Raw genomic sequence first — 16,250 nt, forward strand, 5'->3', positions numbered from 1 at the left:
CACCCCCGTGACAGGTGGTGGGTCCCCATGAGGAAAGGAAGCAGGGATCAGTAAGCGGAGGGGAGCAGTTTGGCTGCGTTGGCAGAGTGGAACTCGCGGTCAGGGTTGATGATCTTGGCGTTGATCTTCTTGCCTGCAGCGTAATCCTTGAGGGTGGAGTAGGCTTTGGGGCCGAATTTGGGGTTGCACTCGACCACGTAGGCGATCTTGCCATCCACCACCAGTTGCACGGCTTCACGGCCACCGTCGATGGAGAGCACCAGCACGTCTTTGCCAGGTTTGCGGCCTGCGGCTTCCAGAGCAGCAATGGCACCGATGGCCATTTCATCGTTGTGGGCGTAGACCACGTCCACTTCGGGGTGGGCTTGCAGCAGGGTTTCCATCACCTGGCGGCCCTTGTCACGGGAGAAGTCACCAGTCTGGGAGGCCAGGATTTTCATGCCGGGGTTCTTGGCAATCACGTCATCGAAGCCTTTTTTGCGGTCGTTGGCAGGGCTGGAGCCGGTGGTGCCCTCCAGCTCAATGATGTTGGCCTTGCCGTTGGTTTTCTTGGCAATCCATTGACCGACGCGCTGGCCTTCCTGGATGAAGTTGGAACCAATGAAGGTCACGTAGTCGTTGCCTGCTTTGGCGAGGCTCTGGTCCACGTTGCGGTCAATCAGGAACACGGGGATGCCGGCTTTTTTGGCTTCCAGGATCACGGGAGCCAGGGGTTTTTCTTCACGGGGAGACAGGAAGATGGCGTCGACTTTCTGGGCGATCATGCTGCGCACGTCTGCCACCTGTTTGGCAGCGCTGCCCTGGGCGTCGGTGTAAACCAGTTGCCAGCCGAGCTTTTTGGCTTCATCCTGCATGCTCTGGGTCTGGGCGATGCGCCAGGGGTTGTTGCTTTCGGTCTGGGCGAAACCCACTTTGTAGGTGGCTTTTTTGGCCAGTTTGGGCAAACCGGTGTCTGCAGCCAGAGCGACAGCGGTAACAGTGAGTGCAGCAGCCAAAACCATCAATTTTGCTTGTTTCATGATTCTCTCCCCTTTCCATCCCTTGTGGAATGGAAATCAAAATGGCTTCCCAGAACAAGAGAAGGTGCAAAGGGGTGTTTGCCCTGGAAATGGATCAGGTTGTGTTGACCTAAAGCAACTGTACGCCGCGCCCCTCTTTATGTCAAGCCTTTTGGATGTTATATTTGCAGAACAAGTGGTTTTATTCATTTAGAACGGGTTTTTCCATTTTGTTTGAAATGGCATTACTGTCAAGTTTTTCTCAGGCATTCAGTAAAGCTTCAGCGACCCCCAAACACATGGAGACAAGAACACCATCCAGGACAGCAATTGATCGATCACATTTGAAATGCGACTTGCATCTCCCGTAACATCAAAAAAAGTTGTAAAGTTGTAGCAATCACCTAGGAGGCCCCGTGATCATTGCCCGCAACAAAACCCTGGTCATTGACGGAGATGACGCACAAAAAGTCCTCTCTGCCCTCAACTCAGACACCAGATTGCTGATGCTCAGTTTGCTGTCGCACCGTGCCATGAACATGTCCGCACTCACCGAGGCCCTCGGACAGCCCCATTCTACCGTTGCCTTCAACCTCAAGCAACTTGAGGATGCTGGCCTGCTGCGGGTGCAGTACATTCCAGGCACCCGGGGCAAGCAGAAAATGATCTCCAAGAACTACGACGAGATCCTGCTGAAACTCCCTGGCGTGAACATTGAAGCCGAGCTGGACATTGTGGAGGTGTCCATGCCCATTGGGAATTACAAGCGCTTTCAGGCCAAACCCACCTGCGGCCTGGCTTCAGACACCAAGTTCATTGGACTGATTGACGACCCCAGAAGTTTTTACGAACCAGAGCACGTTTACGCCCAGATCATGTGGTTCCGTTCGGGGTATGTGGAGTACGACTTTCCCAACAACCTGCCTTACGGCTCGGTGGCCACCGAAATCGAACTCAGCATGGAAATCTGCTCTGAAGCGCCAGAATACGAACTGGACTGGCCCTCGGACATCACCCTGTGGGTCAATGGCATTGAAGTCGGCACCTGGACTTCTCCGGGGGATTTTGGGGGCGTGAAAGCCAAACTCACCCCGTCCTGGTGGTCGCTGGACCAGACCACCCACGGCCTGCTGAAACGCTGGCGCATCACCCAGGAAGGGTCTTTCATTGATGGGGAGCGGCTTTCTCCGGTCAGCATCCGCGATGTGAACATCCAGGACGCGGCCCACATCGAGGTGAAACTGGGCGTCAAACCCGATGCCCGCCATCCCGGAGGCATGAACCTTTTCGGCAAACGTTTTGGGAATTATGAGCAGGACATCGTGATGCGCACCCGCTATGCGTTTCAGGAAGGCGAACGGCCCTACAAAATCAAGTGATTTCCTTTGCCAGACAGCACCGTTTTTCAGAACGGTGCTTTTTTTTGTGCTCTCTTTTGGTTCGGCTTGTTCCATAAACCTTCCAATAAACTTGAAGGTTTTGGCGTTCCAGCCACCATTCTCCTCAAAAAGAATGGTTTGTTTTTCCCTCTGGGTCAATAAATATCAGATTTATTTGACATTAACCCGTATTTGTTGTTAGCATACGGGTACAGATTCATCCAACCGTTTCCCTGAAAGCCTCTGGCTTTCTTCAACCCTGCCCGTTCATGCTCACAGGCTGGACGCTGCTGAAAGAACGCCCTCCCACCCCCCATCTGGTGGTCGTGGCTGCATGCCCCGAGGAACCCAAAATGGCAAAAGTCTCCATCATCATTCCACACTTCAACCACCAGGATTTCATTGAGGACACCCTCAACAGCATCCTGGAACAGACGTACACCCAGTACGAAGTGGTGGTTGTCGATGATGGATCCACCGATCCCCGCGCCCGCCACAAACTCCGCAGCCTCACCTGCCCCAATGTCACCGTGCATTTTGAACCCCACCGCCACATTGCGGGATGCCGCAACCATGGCATCCGCCACACCCGTTCCGAGTACCTGCTGGTGCTGGACGCAGACGACCTGATCCACCCTGATTTTCTGCAATCAGCAGTCGAGGTGCTCGACAGCCAGCCAGAGGTGGGCGTGGTCAGCAGCTGGATCCAGACCTTCGGGGTGGGACGCTGGCTGGTCAAACCTGAAGGCGGCACCGTGGTGGACTTTCTGCACAAAAACAACTGCCCTGGCTCTGCACTCATTCGCCGCAGCAGCTGGCAGAAAGCCGGAGGGTACAAAGAACAGCTCAAGGGTCACTTTGAAGACTGGGATTTGTACCTGTCCATCACCGAACTGGGCGAACGCATTCACATTCTGCCCCATCCTTACCTGATGTACCGCACCCGCAATGCTTCGGCCAACATGACCAACCATCCTGTGCGGCTGGACCACCTGCGTCCCATCATTGAGCTTCACCAGCACACCTACCAGAAACACCTGCTGGACGTGCTCCTCTGCAAAGAGCAGCAACTCATCCAGCAGCGCCAGCACCTCAAGCACCTGCTCATCGAGCACCACCTGCCCCTGCCCGAAGTGACTTTTGGAGATGGCGGCATGGCCTTTGCCGTGGAGGTGGAATCCGCCCGTCCTGCCTGATTTTGTTTGACCCTCTTTTTCTGGTGCAATGTGCCCCTTTGTGCCGCAAATATTTACCGTTCAAGGTTGTTTCTTAAAGAAACAGTCATGTGCTGGCATCCCATTCAAGTCCATTCAAGTCCATTCAAGTTCATCCCCCTTCCAAAGGAGTTTTCATGAAACAAAGCCATCTGTTCCCCCTCATCACCCTGATGCTGGCAGCGACGGGCTGCATGCAAAACAGCAGCCCAACCACCCCCCAGAAGCAGGCCACTGCCGTGCTGACCACCCCCTGGACCAGTCAGGTGTCCCAGACACTGCCCTGGCCCGAATACCCCCGTCCCCAGATGACCCGCACCGACTGGCTGAACCTGAACGGCAAGTGGAGCTACTGGGGTGGATCTGCTGCACCCAGTGCCCTCAACACCCCTGCCACGGCCCCCAGCTTCCCGGCCAACCCCGAGCAGATCCTGGTGCCTTTCCCCCCCGAGTCCTACCTGTCCGGCATCCAGCGCAGACAGGAAATCAATGTCTGGTACAAGCGCACCTTCACCGTGCCCACCACCACCGCCTGGTCTGGCAAGCGTGTCAAACTGAACTTTGACGCCGTGGACCGCGACGCCACCGTGTACGTCAACGGCACCAAGGTGGGCACCCACAAAGGCGGCTATGACGCCTTTTCCTTCGACATCACCCCCTACCTGCGTGCAGGCAGCAACGACCTGGTGGTCGGAGCCTACGACACCACCGACGGCAACGGCCCGGTGGGCAAACAGACCCCCAACCCCAACGGCATTTTCTACACCGGCACCTCCGGCATCTGGCAGACCGTGTGGCTGGAACCCGTGGCCAGTGCCAACATCACCAGGCTTGAAATCACCCCTGATGTGCCCAACAGCCGCCTGAAAGTGATTGTGCACGGCAGCGGGATCAACGGCCAGACCGTGACAGCCACAGCGTCTACTGCAGGAACCACCATCGGCACCGCCACCGGCACCCCGGAAACCGTGTTCTATGTGCCCGTTCCCAGCCCTCACCTGTGGTCTCCCAGCGATCCCTTCCTTTATGACCTGAAAATCCAGCTGAAAAGTGGCAGCACCGTGGTGGACGAAGTGGGCAGCTACTTCGGGATGCGCTCTTTGACCCTCAGCACCACCAACGGCGTGACCCGTCCCATGCTGAACGGCCAGTTCGTGTTCATGCACGGCCCCCTGGACCAGGGCTTCTGGCCCGACGGCATCTACACCCCACCCACCGATGCCGCCATGAAGTTCGACCTGGAGCAAACCAAGGCGCTCGGTTTCAACATGACCCGCAAGCACATCAAGGTGGAAATGCAGCGCTGGTACTACTGGGCGGACAGGCTGGGTTTGATGGTCTGGCAGGACATGCCCAACATCTGGAACTCCGGCGACACCGCCACCCGCACCCGCTACGAAACCGAACTGCGTGAACTGGTGGACGAGCACCGCAACAGCCCTGCCATCGTCACCTGGGTGCCCTTCAACGAAGGCTGGGGGGCCTACAACCTGGCCAGCACAGCCACCACAGTCAAAGGCTGGGACCCCTCCAGATGGGTGAACCCCCACTCTGGTGTGAACTTTGCTCCTGGAGATGCTGGAAACGGAGATTTCCTGGATCTGCACTCCTACCCTGGACCCGAAAGCCCCAACCCCAGCGCCACCCGCGTGGCCGTGCTCGGTGAAAACGGCGGCTTCGGTGTGAAGATTGCTGGGCACATGTGGGACCCCAACCAGACTTTCGCTTACCAGTGGTACCCGGATGCCACCAGCCTCACCAACGCCTACGTGGATTTGATCAACCGCACCCGCCCCCTGGTGTACAGCAAGGGCCTCAGTGCAGACGTGTACACCGAGATCACCGATGTGGAATACGAACTGAACGGCTTCTGGACCTACGACCGCCAGCTGCCCAAAATGGACTTCGCACGGGTGAAAGCCGCCAACGAAGCCCTGATTCAGGGACTGCCCTACCTGCAGACGGGCACCAACGTGTCCTTCCTGACCTCCACCCCCAATGTCAACCGCTACATGCGCAACGCCGCACCCCTGGGCACCACCGAAGTGGTGAGTGGAGGCAGCACCGACGCCCTGAAACGCGAAACCTCCTTCAAAGTGGTCTCTGGTCTGGCAGACAACAACTGCTACTCTTTTGAATCGGTCAGCAACCCTGGCAACTTCATGCGGCACTACAACTTCAGGTTGCAGTTCAACACCAACGACAACAGTGCTGTCTTCAAAAACGACGCCACCTTCTGCCCCAGAAAAGCCCTGGACGGGGTGGGTGGGATCTCCCTGGAATCCAAGAACCTGCCCGGGTATTACATCCGCCACCGGGCCAGTGAACTGTGGCTGGACCAGCTGCAGAACACCACCCTCTTCAAACAGGATGCCTCCTGGAACCCCATGGCTGCCTGGTGGAAGAGCTCCGTGGCTTTGCCTGTCAACGCTTACAAATCCCTCCGTGTGACCACCCCCGGTTTCACCAACCGCTACGCCCGTCACATGAACAGCCTGGGCTACACCGAAATTGTGGACGCTGGCAGCACCACCACCCTGAAACAGGACGCCACCTTCAAGATCGTGACCGGTCTGGCAGACCCCACCTGTTACTCCTTCGAGGCCAGAAACTTCCCCGGACAGTTCCTGCGCCACGCCGACTCCAGAATCCGTCTGGACCCCAACGACAACAGCACCCTGTTCAAGAACGACGCCACCTTCTGTGCCCACGCAGGCCTGAACGGTCAGGGTGTGGCCTTCCAGTCCATCAACTTCCCCAACCGCTACATCCGCCACTACGACTCCAAGCTCTACATCACCAGCAGCACCGAAGGAAACGCCTGGGACAACCCCAACGGCTTCAACGACGACGTGAGCTGGGCCATCGACAACCCCTGGGCTCCCTGAGCTTTCATCATCTCGACCAGAACCGTAAAGGGGCATTCTCCCCTTTCCGGTTTTTCTGTGGATCAGGTGTTCAAACAGGTCAGCGGGCAATCCCCAGCGCAAAAGGCACAAACCCCAGGCTGCGAACCAGATGGGGCACCAGCAGAAACAGGGCTTCGGTGCCACGTGCAGATGAAATGTCTCCCAGGTCCAGCGTCCAGTCTGCAGGCCAGCCCAGCTCTTTCAGCAAAGCCTGCACGGTGGCCCTGGCCCTGCTGCTGTCTCCTGAAAGAAAAGCAGTGGGAGGGGTTTGCAGGGCATGCGGATCGGTCATGACTTTGAACATCATGGTGTTGAGGGTCTTGACCACTTCCGTTTCTGGCAGGGCTTCCTGCAATCTCTCCCCCAGGCTGCTGTCTGGATAAAGGGGTTCCATCTGGCCTGCACTGCGCTGCACAGCATTGGCCACATCCACCAGAATTTTGCCAGCCAGTTCTGACTGCAGGCCCCTGAGGACTTCCAGGCTGTGCTCTCCAGGCAGGGCGTTGATCACCAGTTCAGCCTGCCGGATGGCTGCGGCTGGATCAAGAAAAACAATTCCAGGGGCATTCCAGCGCTCTGCACAGGCCTCAGGATCACGGGACCCCATCAACACAGGATGTCCGCGTTCTGCCAGTTTCTGTGCGAGGTTCTGTCCGACCCGTCCAGTCCCCAGAATGGCCATGGGTGTGGGGCGGGCAAAGTCCAGCAGAGGGGCATTTTCCAGGATCATGCCAGGCTCCCGATGCCAGACAGCACCTGCACCGCCCAACCATGCACACCGGGGGCCGCCGCCAGAAAATCCGGGCTCTCTGGGGTCCAGGGGTTGCCGTGGGTGTCGGTGACCAGTCCACCAGCTTCGGTGACCAGTAGAAGGCCGGGCATCAAACCACTGCGCACCTGGCTGTATTCCCAGAACACATCGGTGTGACCTGCAGCCACCTGCATCAGGTGAAAACTGGTGGGCACCGAGGCCCGCAAGACCCGCCACTCTCCAGTCATGGCAGAAATGGATTCCCCCATGCGTTGCCGGGTGGCTTCGCTTTCAAAAGGCTCGGACTGTCCAGTGCTGACCATGGCAATGCTGAAATCGGTTTTCTGGGAGGTGGAAAGGGGCTGGCCATTGAGGGTTGCGCCTCCACCTTGCTGTGCAGCGTAGGTGTCACCGCTGAGGGGCACATGCACCACGGTCAGCACCGCCCGGTTGTCCCGGATCAGGGTGATGGTCAGGCACCATTCCGGCAGGCCATGGATGTGGTTGATGTTGCCTTCCACCGGGTCCAGCATCCACCATTCTCCGACTGGCAAAAGCCCGGTTTCCATTTCTTCTTTGACCCAGCCTGCCTGGGGTCTGGCTGCAGTGAGCAGCGGTTGCAGGATGGAGAGGGACACCTCATCGTTGGTTTGCAGGGCCAGTTGCAATTCTTCTGGCGTGCGGATGCGGGATTGCCTGGAGAAACGGGCCAGCAGTGCACCTCCTGCCGTCTGGGCAGCGCTCACCATCTGGGCAAGCAGCATTTGATCTGTGGTGGTTTGATCTGTGGTGGTTTGATCCAAATTTGAAGTCATGGTTTTTCCTTTCCTGGCTGCACTTTCAGCCACGAACACCTTCTGAATGAAGGGTAACAGGGTTGCCATCTGACTACAAATGCAATTTTGTAAACTAGAATATTACCTGTATGCAACTGGACCTGAACCTCCTGAGGGCACTGGATGTGCTGCTGGAAGAAAACAGTGTGGGAGGGGCCGCGTTTCGCCTCAACCTCTCGGAACCCGCCATGAGCCGCACCCTCTCCCGCATCAGGAAGGTGACCGGAGATGCCATTCTGGTGCGCACCGGACACACCATGACCCCCACCCCTTATGCACAGCGCATCCGGGATGAAGTGCATTTGCTGGTGCAGCAGGCCCGGCTTTTGCTGGCCCCGCAAAAGGAGCTGGATCCGCTCACCCTCAGCAGAACCTTCACCCTGCGCAGCAATGAAGCCATCCTGTCCCGCATTGGACCGGACCTGCTGGCCCGCATTGCAAAGCAGGCCCCTCAGGTGCGGCTGCGGTTCCTGGCAGAAAGCAGCACCGACACCCCGGAGTTGCGCCACGGTCACATTGACCTGGAAATGGGCTCCAGCACCCCCAATCTTCCCGAATTCAGGCATGAAACCCTGGGAGAAGACCACCTGGAGGTGGTGATGCGCTCCGATCACCCGCTGGCTGTGGGAGATTTGACCCCTGAACGTTACGCTGCAGCACGGCATGTGAGTGTGTCCAGAAGGGGACGCTTGCGGGACCCCATGGATGACCTGCTGGAAACCCTGGGCCTGCAAAGGCAGGTGGTCACCACCGTGCCCAGCAGCATGGCGGCTTTGCAATTCATCCAGCACAGTGAAATGGTGGTTCTGGCACCCGTAAAAATGGGACAGGCCCTGATTCAACAACTGGGCCTGATGTCTCGCCCTTTGCCCTTCCCCATCCAGCCCACCCCTCTGGTGCTGATCTGGCATGGGCGCATGCAGGGAGATCTGGCCCATGTGTGGCTGCGGGAGAATGTGCGAGAAACCGTGAGGGCCGCTCTGGGAGATCTGCAAACCACAGCAGGCTGAACCACCCATCCTTCTGGACAGCTCAGCCTGCTCCGTTTCAGAGCTTCAGGCTATTTTCTGCCCTTGCCGTCATCCTCCCCGAAGAAAAAATCAAAAGCGGCGTCCACCAGGGTTTCCACAAAGTCCTCCCCTTCAGCAGCTTCCTGTGCCTCTTCGGGTTCTTCTTCGTGTTCTTCCTCTCCGGCTTCTTCCAGGCCCTCCTGCCACTTTGCGATCAATGCATCAATGAACTTGCGTTCCTTGCGGGCCATGCCGTCTGCAGCGGCGGCTTCCTCGACCTGCTGGGTGATGCGGGCCAGCACGTCATAATCAAAATACTCCCAGATCAGGTCGATGGATTCGTTCAGCAGGTCGTCATCACCCAGCCGTTTTTTGGCGGCACGCAAAACCCCAGCGGTGTTGGGGCTTCCCCCGGTCACCTCAAGCACCGGGGCCAGGTGGGTTTTGATGATCTCCAGTTCCTCCTCGCTCATCTCCCCATCCATGCCCACGGCGGTCAGGAAGATCAGGGCCAGACGCTGCTCGAAAGGCACCTCGCCCATGCCTTCCAGCAGGGCCTCGTAGGTTTCATCGTCCATTTCGGAGAGCACGGTGGCCACTTCGGGCAACACCGACTCCTGGTCTTCTGACCAGCTTTCCTCGTCGGGTTCCAGCACCTCCAGGCGCTCGATGATCCAGCTGTCCCCGTAGTTGTAATTGGGGTTCATGATGTAGGCGTAGGGGATGTAACAGTAGCCCCTGTCTCCCCAGTTGGTGCCCCAGGAGTTGCGGACAATGAACATCTGGTCTGGATCCGAGTACCCCACGCACAGCATGGCATGGCCGGAGTGCTTCGCCAGGCTCATTTCGTTTCTGGTGGGGTGGGGCACCACACCAGGTTTTTTGTGGTTGTAAAAAGAACGGAAGAGGGCCAGCCCAAAAATGATGGGGTTTCCCTCTGCCAGCGCAGACTTCCAGGCCTCCAGATCCACCGGAACCATGCGGGTTTCCTCGATCAGGAAAGTGGCCCCCTCGTCATAGGCTTTCTGGTAGGGTTCTTTGTTGATGTTTTTGATGTTGAAATCCCAGGTTTTCTCGGTGCAGGCCCCGTATTCCTTGAGGCCCTGGATCACGTCCGAGATCATCACCCCTGAATCCTGGATGTTGTTGGGGTCCCGCATGTAACGGCCGTTGTAGTACATGTACAGGCGACTGACGTCTCTGGCCTCACCCTGGTGGCGTTTCAGCAGGTACTCGTAGGCCCCGGCAGTGGCATTGGCCGTGCAGGAACTGGTCTGGCCCTGGTCCTCAATGCGGGTCATGTGTGGCCGCAGGTCCACCTTGGCCGGAAGCCTGCTCACCTTGCTTTTTTTCTTGTCGTAGGTCTTGGTCCCTTTGGGAGGGGCCGAACGCAGGTAGCCCTGGAGGATTCTTTCTGTGCCGTCTGCTTCTGTCCATTTTACAGCCATGGTCTCTCCAGCCCTCCCCCGCGGTGTCTGCAGGATGTGTGGCTCCTGCATGCTGACCTCTCTGAAAGGATCAAGGGGGTTGGATTTTCATTGTATTTTTCCAGCGCAGGGAGGACAAGGGTGCAAACCTGATCAGTTCAGTTTCAAAATCAGAACAAAAAACAACAGGCCTGCCAGCAAGAAGGAGGCGCTCCACAATCCAAGAAGTGCAGTCACAAACCCGTACAGACCCTTTCGAGAGACCAGATGAAACACACCCATCAGGAGGGCTCCAGCTGTCAGGGGCACCAGTTGGGTTTTGTAGGAGGTTCCAATCAGGGGATGAATCAAATTGGATCCGAACATGAAACAACCACTGATGACCGCAGCTCCCAGCATGCACCATTGCACATAAGATCTTGAAAGTGGGTCCAGCATCAACAGGTGTGGTTGCTTCAGCAGATTCAACACCCCCCAGTAAAAAAGTCCTGCTCCGGTTGCAGCATAGGCCATCATTCCTGTGTAAGCTTCAGTTTCAGTCAACATCTCGATCCCATTTCCAAAGTGAATTGCAGGGCTCTGGTTTCAGGCAAGCGGAAGGTCCAGCTCAAAACAGGGCACCCCAGAAAGCCGCTTCGGCCACTCTGCCTTTATTGTTGCAGTGATTGAAGCAGCAAGTCCGCAGGAATGGGCAACCTCTGCCAGAAGCCTCGTCTTATACTGGTTTGATCTGGAGGGATCATGCAAAAACGCGTTCTTGGTGAGGATCTGGAAGTTTCTGCCCTTGGATATGGCTGCATGGGCATCACCCAGTCTTACGGGCCTTCTGGCAGCAAGGAAGAAAGCATTCGGGTGCTGCAGGCCGCTGTGGAACAGGGTGTGACTTTTTTTGACACGGCAGAGGTGTATGGGCCTTTCACCAATGAAGAACTGGTGGGAGAGGCACTTTATCCATACCGCAATCAGGTGAAAATCGCCACCAAGTTCGGTTTTCAATTGCATTCAGACGGCTCTACAGGATTCACTGGCCTGAACAGCCGTCCTGAACGCATCCGCCAGGTGGCAGAGGCATCTTTGAAACGCCTGCGGGTAGAGGCCATTGACCTCTTTTACCAGCACCGGGTGGACCCGGAAGTGCCCATTGAAGAGGTGGCTGGAACTGTCAAGGAACTCATCCAGCAGGGTCTGGTGAAGCATTTTGGCCTTTCTGAAGCCGGAGCAGACACCATCCGCCGCGCACATAAAGTGCAGCCCGTCACGGCCCTGCAAAGCGAATACTCCATGTGGACCCGCACCGTGGAAAAAGAAATTCTGCCTGTGCTGGAAGAACTGGGCATTGGTTTTGTGCCCTTCAGCCCGCTGGGGAAGGGTTTCCTGACCGGCAAAATCGATGCCTCAACCGATTTTGCCGAGGGAGACATCCGCAACACCATTCCCAGGTTCAACCTGGAACACCGGGAAGCCAACCAGAAGCTCATCGGTTTGCTGCAAAACCTGGCGACCCGAAAAACCGCCACTCCTGCGCAAATTGCCCTGGCCTGGATTCTGGCCCAGAAACCCTGGATTGTGCCGATTCCGGGCACCCGCAAAATCGAGCGCCTGCAGGAAAACCTGGGCGCAGCAAACATGAAGTTGACTTCAGAGGATTTGCAGCAAATTGCAGTGGCCCTGAACCAGATTGAGGTGGTGGGGGCCCGATATTCTGAGGCCATGGAACGCCTCACAGACCGCTGAGGTTTTGTGTGCCTGAACCTTCAGGCAGGACTGTTCAGGCAGGACTGTTCAGGCCTGCGTCAATTTGAGCCGGGCCTGCTCCACCACCTGATGGATCAGCCCTCCAATTCCATCGTCAAAGGCAAACCTGGAGAGACCCAGCAGACGCACATCCTCGTTCCACACCTCACAGGTCACCGCATCTCCCACTTTGATGCCTGGATGCACCCGTCTGGACGGATGCACCCCTGCCCCGTTGGCATCCCGCCAGACGAAAAACACACTGCGCCTTTCCAGCTTCTCCAATTCAACATGCAGGTTTTCAGGTGAATGCATGATAGGAGGTTGCAAAGCAGGCCCATTCAGAGGAAATTTTCAGGCCTGTTGCTCATTTGGTGTTCAGAGGGTTTGCAGGGTCTCGATGCGGTAATGTTGCAGCATCAGGTTGTAAAAGGCGATGGCATCGCTGCGGGAAGCCATCAGGTGCACCTCGCATTGCTGGTGAGGCCACCAACCCATCTGGTGCGTGAAATGCAAGGTCACGGTCTGTCCGGTGAGGGTTTCAATCCATTTTTGCAGGTTCGGGGTGTAGCGCTCATGAGAGGAGAACTTCAGGGTGAAACCATATGCAGTCATGTGATGCCCTTCCTGTCTGTCCCCTCAACAGCAAAGCTGCTGTGAGGACGATGCCCCTTGCTCAGAAGTGCGGTGGGAGCAAGAAAAAGGACCTTCAGAAGCAACCCTGGTCACCGTTGCAGGGCTGGATGATTTTTCCAGGCTGGCCAGCTTCAAGGTGAAAGGTTTTGAAAGCTGGGGTGTTCAGGGCTTGAAACCCTGCAAAAACATCTGCCCGGAGTTTTCTTCTGCATTGGGGCTTTGACTTTTTCAAAGTCATGTTTTTTCTCTCAAAAACAAGAACCCAGCTCAAAAACATGAGCCGGGTTCATTTGGCGTCTCTGGAAGGATCTCAGTCTAGCAGGTCATCACAAAATTCACAAGGGCTTTCTTTTAAAAATCTGTCCTGTGATTTATATTCTCTTCATGAGGATATGGTGCAGCAGCGATTTCAAACACTGTCCGGCATGATCCTGATTTCCCGGCTGGATTCTGGCATTTTCACACTGACTTCCATCACCGGGGTGGTGATCGGAGGCACGTCCCTGGCCGGAGGTCTGGGTTAGGTGTGGGGTTCACTGGTGGGGGTCCTCATCATGGCGGTGGTGAACAACGCCCTGGTGCACTTTTCGGTGAATCCCCTGCTGAACGAAGTGGTGATTGGCTGCCTGATCGTGCTGGCCGTGACCCTGGACTGCCTGCGTCACCGGGGCTGAACCGCCAGGGGTGGGAGTGAATTCTGGTCGATCCAGAGAATAAAAATCCCCATTTGCATCTGAGCAAAACCCATCAAACGCCTCCATCACTCCAGAACAAAACCCAGAACCTGTTTTTCAGCAGCCTGCAACATGTTTTCGGGCTGTTTTGCTGGCTTTTCTTGACTTGCTCCTTTTGTGGGCAGAGGAGCATGGGCAGAATTTCTTTGTGGGACTTCCCACTTGACGCGCCGAAAAGATGGTGATATGAATATGTTGTAACCGGTTACAAGATGTGTCTCCCTTTCCAGAGGTGCGGCAAACCCTGTTTCCATGTTTTGTAACCGGTAACAAAGGCTAAGGTGGAAGGGTGAAAATCACCATTGACGAAATTGCACGGGTGTCCGGGGTCTCCAAAGGCACCGTCAGCCGGGTCATCAACGGAAAAACCACCGTCGCCGCCGCCACCAGAGAAAAAGTCCTGGAGGTGATGAACAGCCTGGGCTTCGTTCCCGACCCTGCCGCACGGGAACTGAGCATGCGCTCCAAACACACCATCGGCATTTCCATCGGTCAGAGAGACAGCCGCATCAGCCCTTATTTCGCCCTGATCTGGCGGGCCCTGGCCCGCGAAACCCAGGAACTGGGCATCCAGTTCATTGAGCTTCATGAAGACCTTCCCAGTTACATTCGACTTCCCAACGCCGTGCTGCTGTTCAGCGCCCAGCACACCCACAAGCGCCTGGATTACCTGAAAAGCCAGAACATCCCTGCTGTGGTGATCGGGCATGAACCCGGACATGCTTTTGTGGTTCCAGACGACCACAGAGGTGGACAGCTGGCTGCAGAACATCTGATTTCCCTGGGGCACCAGCAATTCGCTTTCCTGGGCACCAGGATTCCCAGTCAGGCCGCAGAAGACCGCAGAAACGGTTTTGTGGACACCCTGCAGAAAGCCGGTTTTTCCGTGCAGGACGAGCACGATCTGGAAGGCCACTTCAATACACTGGATGCTTACCGGGCCATTCGCAAAGCCTGGGAAGCTGGACACCGCTTCACCGCCCTCTTCGCTGCCAGCGATGAAATGGCGCTGGGGGCCATTGGAGCCCTGCAGGACCTGGATGTCCAGGTGCCACAACAGGTTTCCGTGGTGGGATTTGACGGCTTTCCCTTCCCCAACACACAGCTCACCACCATTTTGCAGGACATTTCCCGCATCGCCCATGCTGCCGTGCAACTGGCACTGTCAGGGATCGAGGGTGAGGACCCTCAGGGGGTTTATGTGCCTGTGCAACTCCAGAAGGGGGCCACCACCGCAGCGCCCCCGGATGTTTCCCACTGATTGCTCAGCCCGAGAGGGTTTGAACCAATAAAAGGAGAGAGACCATGAAAAGAAGTTTGTTGCTTGCTGCTGCCCTGCTGGCCGGTGCTGCCAGTGCCGAGACCGTCGTGAAGCTCAATGGTTTTGCCGGAGCCGATGTCGCCATTGTGAACGACCTGCTCAACAAGATCGTGAACCCGGCTCTTGCCAAAGACGGCATCCGGGCAGTGTTTGAACCCCTCCAGGGGGATTTCAACGCAGCACTCACCAACGCCCTGTCCAGCGGAACCGCCGGAGATCTCATGTACATCGACATCTTCGTGGCTCCGGGGTTCATCAAGACCGGGAAACTGCTGCCTCTCAACGGCAAGGTGAGCACCAAACCTTTCGTGCCCTCCCTGGTGAAAGCCTTCACCGACACCGGCAAGGTGTACGCCATTGCCAAGGACTTCAACTCTCTGGCCATCACCTACAACAAAGACCTCTTCGATGAGGCGGACGTGGCCTACCCCAACGAGAACGACACCTGGAGCACCTTTGCAGACAAGCTGCGCAAGGTCAAGAAAGCGCTGGGGAACGATTATTATGGCATCTGCCTGCCCGCAGATTTCGCCCGCTTTGGTGCCTTCGCATTTGCCACCGGATGGAAAACTTTTGACAGCAAAGGGAACAGCAACCTGCTGGACTCCCGCTTCAAGGAAGCCTTCAACTTCTACACCGGACTGGTCAAAGACAAAACCGCCATCCTGCCCTCGGACCTCTCACAGGGCTGGTCGGGAGGGTGCTTCGGGGGAGGCAAAGTGGCCGCTGCCATCGAAGGGGCCTGGATCTCGGGCTTCCTGCGCGACAACGCTCCCAACCTGAAATACGGCACCGCACCCATCCCCAGGAACGACAAAACCAAAAAACGCGGGAACTTCATTTTCACCGTGGGCTGGGCCGTGAACAAGGACTCCAAAGTGCAGGCCGCAGCGCTCAAGGTGCTGGACCAGCTCACCAGCGAGAAAACCCAGCAGTTCATCCTCACCGAAGGTCTGGCCATTCCCAGCCGCACCAGCCTGCAAAGCAACAGCTACTTCAACAAAACCACCCAGGAGGCCATGAACGCCAAAGTGGTCTTTGAAGGGGCCAGCGACGGTTACGTGTACGGCTACAGCTTCAAGCAGTACGGCGGCGACTGGATGACCCCGGTGAACGCTGCCCTGCAGGCCGTGATGAGTGGCAAAGCCACCACCGACGAAGCGCTGAAAAAAGCCCAGTCCGACCTGAATTCGGTGATGAAGCGGTAACCTCTCCTCGCTACGCTTTCCTCTCCTAAGAGGAGAGGATCAACAACCTCTCCTCGCTGCACTTTCCTCTCCCAGCAGGAGAGGACCAACCGA

Annotated in this window: 15 protein-coding genes; 8 read left to right on the top strand and 7 right to left on the bottom strand. The window is 56.8% G+C overall.

What is annotated here, in order from left to right; all coding sequences use genetic code 11:
- Window positions 1–47 precede the first annotated feature (47 nt).
- Entirely contained in the window at window positions 48–1,019 is a 972-nt protein-coding gene (locus IEY52_RS11630) for an ABC transporter substrate-binding protein (RefSeq protein ID WP_229684747.1), read from the bottom strand.
- Between the two features lie 395 nt (window positions 1,020–1,414).
- Here IEY52_RS11630 and IEY52_RS11635 point away from each other — a divergent pair, with 395 nt between their 5' ends.
- The 3 genes from IEY52_RS11635 to IEY52_RS11645 all read left to right on the top strand — a co-directional run bounded on the left by IEY52_RS11635 (window position 1,415) and on the right by IEY52_RS11645 (window position 6,479).
- Window positions 1,415–2,377 (top strand): ArsR/SmtB family transcription factor, encoded by a 963-nt coding sequence (locus IEY52_RS11635; RefSeq protein ID WP_189002857.1) that lies wholly within the window; start codon window positions 1,415–1,417, stop codon window positions 2,375–2,377.
- A 269-nt stretch (window positions 2,378–2,646) separates the two neighbouring features.
- On the top strand, window positions 2,647–3,573 hold the full coding sequence (locus IEY52_RS11640) for a glycosyltransferase family A protein (RefSeq protein ID WP_189002858.1): 927 nt from the start codon (window positions 2,647–2,649) through the stop codon (window positions 3,571–3,573).
- 155 nt (window positions 3,574–3,728) lie between these two features.
- Entirely contained in the window at window positions 3,729–6,479 is a 2,751-nt protein-coding gene (locus tag IEY52_RS11645) for an AbfB domain-containing protein (protein WP_189002859.1), read from the top strand.
- A 79-nt stretch (window positions 6,480–6,558) separates the two neighbouring features.
- Here the strand turns inward: IEY52_RS11645 and IEY52_RS11650 are convergent, their stop codons facing one another.
- Window positions 6,559–7,230 carry an NADPH-dependent F420 reductase gene (locus IEY52_RS11650; RefSeq protein WP_189002860.1) on the bottom strand — a complete coding sequence of 224 codons (672 nt, stop codon included), beginning with the start codon at window positions 7,228–7,230 and terminating at the stop codon, window positions 6,559–6,561.
- A complete protein-coding gene (locus IEY52_RS11655) occupies window positions 7,227–8,066 on the bottom strand; it encodes an inositol monophosphatase family protein (RefSeq protein WP_189002861.1) in 840 nt (279 codons plus the stop codon). The genes IEY52_RS11650 and IEY52_RS11655 overlap by 4 nt, the downstream gene beginning before the upstream one ends.
- A gap of 110 nt (window positions 8,067–8,176) precedes the next feature.
- Between IEY52_RS11655 and IEY52_RS11660 the strand changes: the two genes are divergently transcribed.
- Window positions 8,177–9,097 (top strand): LysR family transcriptional regulator, encoded by a 921-nt coding sequence (locus IEY52_RS11660; RefSeq protein ID WP_189002862.1) that lies wholly within the window; start codon window positions 8,177–8,179, stop codon window positions 9,095–9,097.
- A gap of 50 nt (window positions 9,098–9,147) precedes the next feature.
- On the opposite strand, the gene IEY52_RS11665 is transcribed toward IEY52_RS11660, so the two are convergent.
- Window positions 9,148–10,545: a C1 family peptidase gene (locus tag IEY52_RS11665; protein ID WP_189002863.1), complete on the bottom strand. Its 1,398-nt coding sequence runs from the start codon at window positions 10,543–10,545 to the stop codon at window positions 9,148–9,150.
- 132 nt (window positions 10,546–10,677) lie between these two features.
- A complete protein-coding gene (locus IEY52_RS11670) occupies window positions 10,678–10,890 on the bottom strand; it encodes a hypothetical protein (protein ID WP_189002864.1) in 213 nt (70 codons plus the stop codon).
- Window positions 10,891–11,265: 375 nt separating this feature from the next.
- Here IEY52_RS11670 and IEY52_RS11675 point away from each other — a divergent pair, with 375 nt between their 5' ends.
- A complete protein-coding gene (locus IEY52_RS11675; protein WP_189002865.1) occupies window positions 11,266–12,258 on the top strand; it encodes an aldo/keto reductase in 993 nt (330 codons plus the stop codon).
- Window positions 12,259–12,306: 48 nt separating this feature from the next.
- Here the strand turns inward: IEY52_RS11675 and IEY52_RS11680 are convergent, their stop codons facing one another.
- A complete protein-coding gene (locus IEY52_RS11680; RefSeq protein ID WP_189002866.1) occupies window positions 12,307–12,573 on the bottom strand; it encodes a hypothetical protein in 267 nt (88 codons plus the stop codon).
- 63 nt (window positions 12,574–12,636) lie between these two features.
- Window positions 12,637–12,873: a hypothetical protein gene (locus IEY52_RS11685; RefSeq protein WP_189002867.1), complete on the bottom strand. Its 237-nt coding sequence runs from the start codon at window positions 12,871–12,873 to the stop codon at window positions 12,637–12,639.
- A 560-nt stretch (window positions 12,874–13,433) separates the two neighbouring features.
- On the opposite strand from IEY52_RS11685, the gene IEY52_RS26945 reads away from it, so the two are divergent.
- The 3 genes from IEY52_RS26945 (at window position 13,434) to IEY52_RS11695 (ending at window position 16,157) form a co-directional block, all read left to right on the top strand.
- Window positions 13,434–13,568 carry a hypothetical protein gene (locus IEY52_RS26945; protein ID WP_268239723.1) on the top strand — a complete coding sequence of 45 codons (135 nt, stop codon included), beginning with the start codon at window positions 13,434–13,436 and terminating at the stop codon, window positions 13,566–13,568.
- A gap of 349 nt (window positions 13,569–13,917) precedes the next feature.
- Window positions 13,918–14,889 carry a LacI family DNA-binding transcriptional regulator gene (locus IEY52_RS11690; protein ID WP_189002868.1) on the top strand — a complete coding sequence of 324 codons (972 nt, stop codon included), beginning with the start codon at window positions 13,918–13,920 and terminating at the stop codon, window positions 14,887–14,889.
- 44 nt (window positions 14,890–14,933) lie between these two features.
- On the top strand, window positions 14,934–16,157 hold the full coding sequence (locus IEY52_RS11695) for an extracellular solute-binding protein (RefSeq protein ID WP_189002869.1): 1,224 nt from the start codon (window positions 14,934–14,936) through the stop codon (window positions 16,155–16,157).
- The last annotated feature ends 93 nt before the right edge of the window (window positions 16,158–16,250 follow it).

It is taken from the genome of Deinococcus roseus (genome assembly GCF_014646895.1).
GTDB classification, from domain to species: Bacteria; Deinococcota; Deinococci; order Deinococcales; family Deinococcaceae; genus Deinococcus_C; species Deinococcus_C roseus.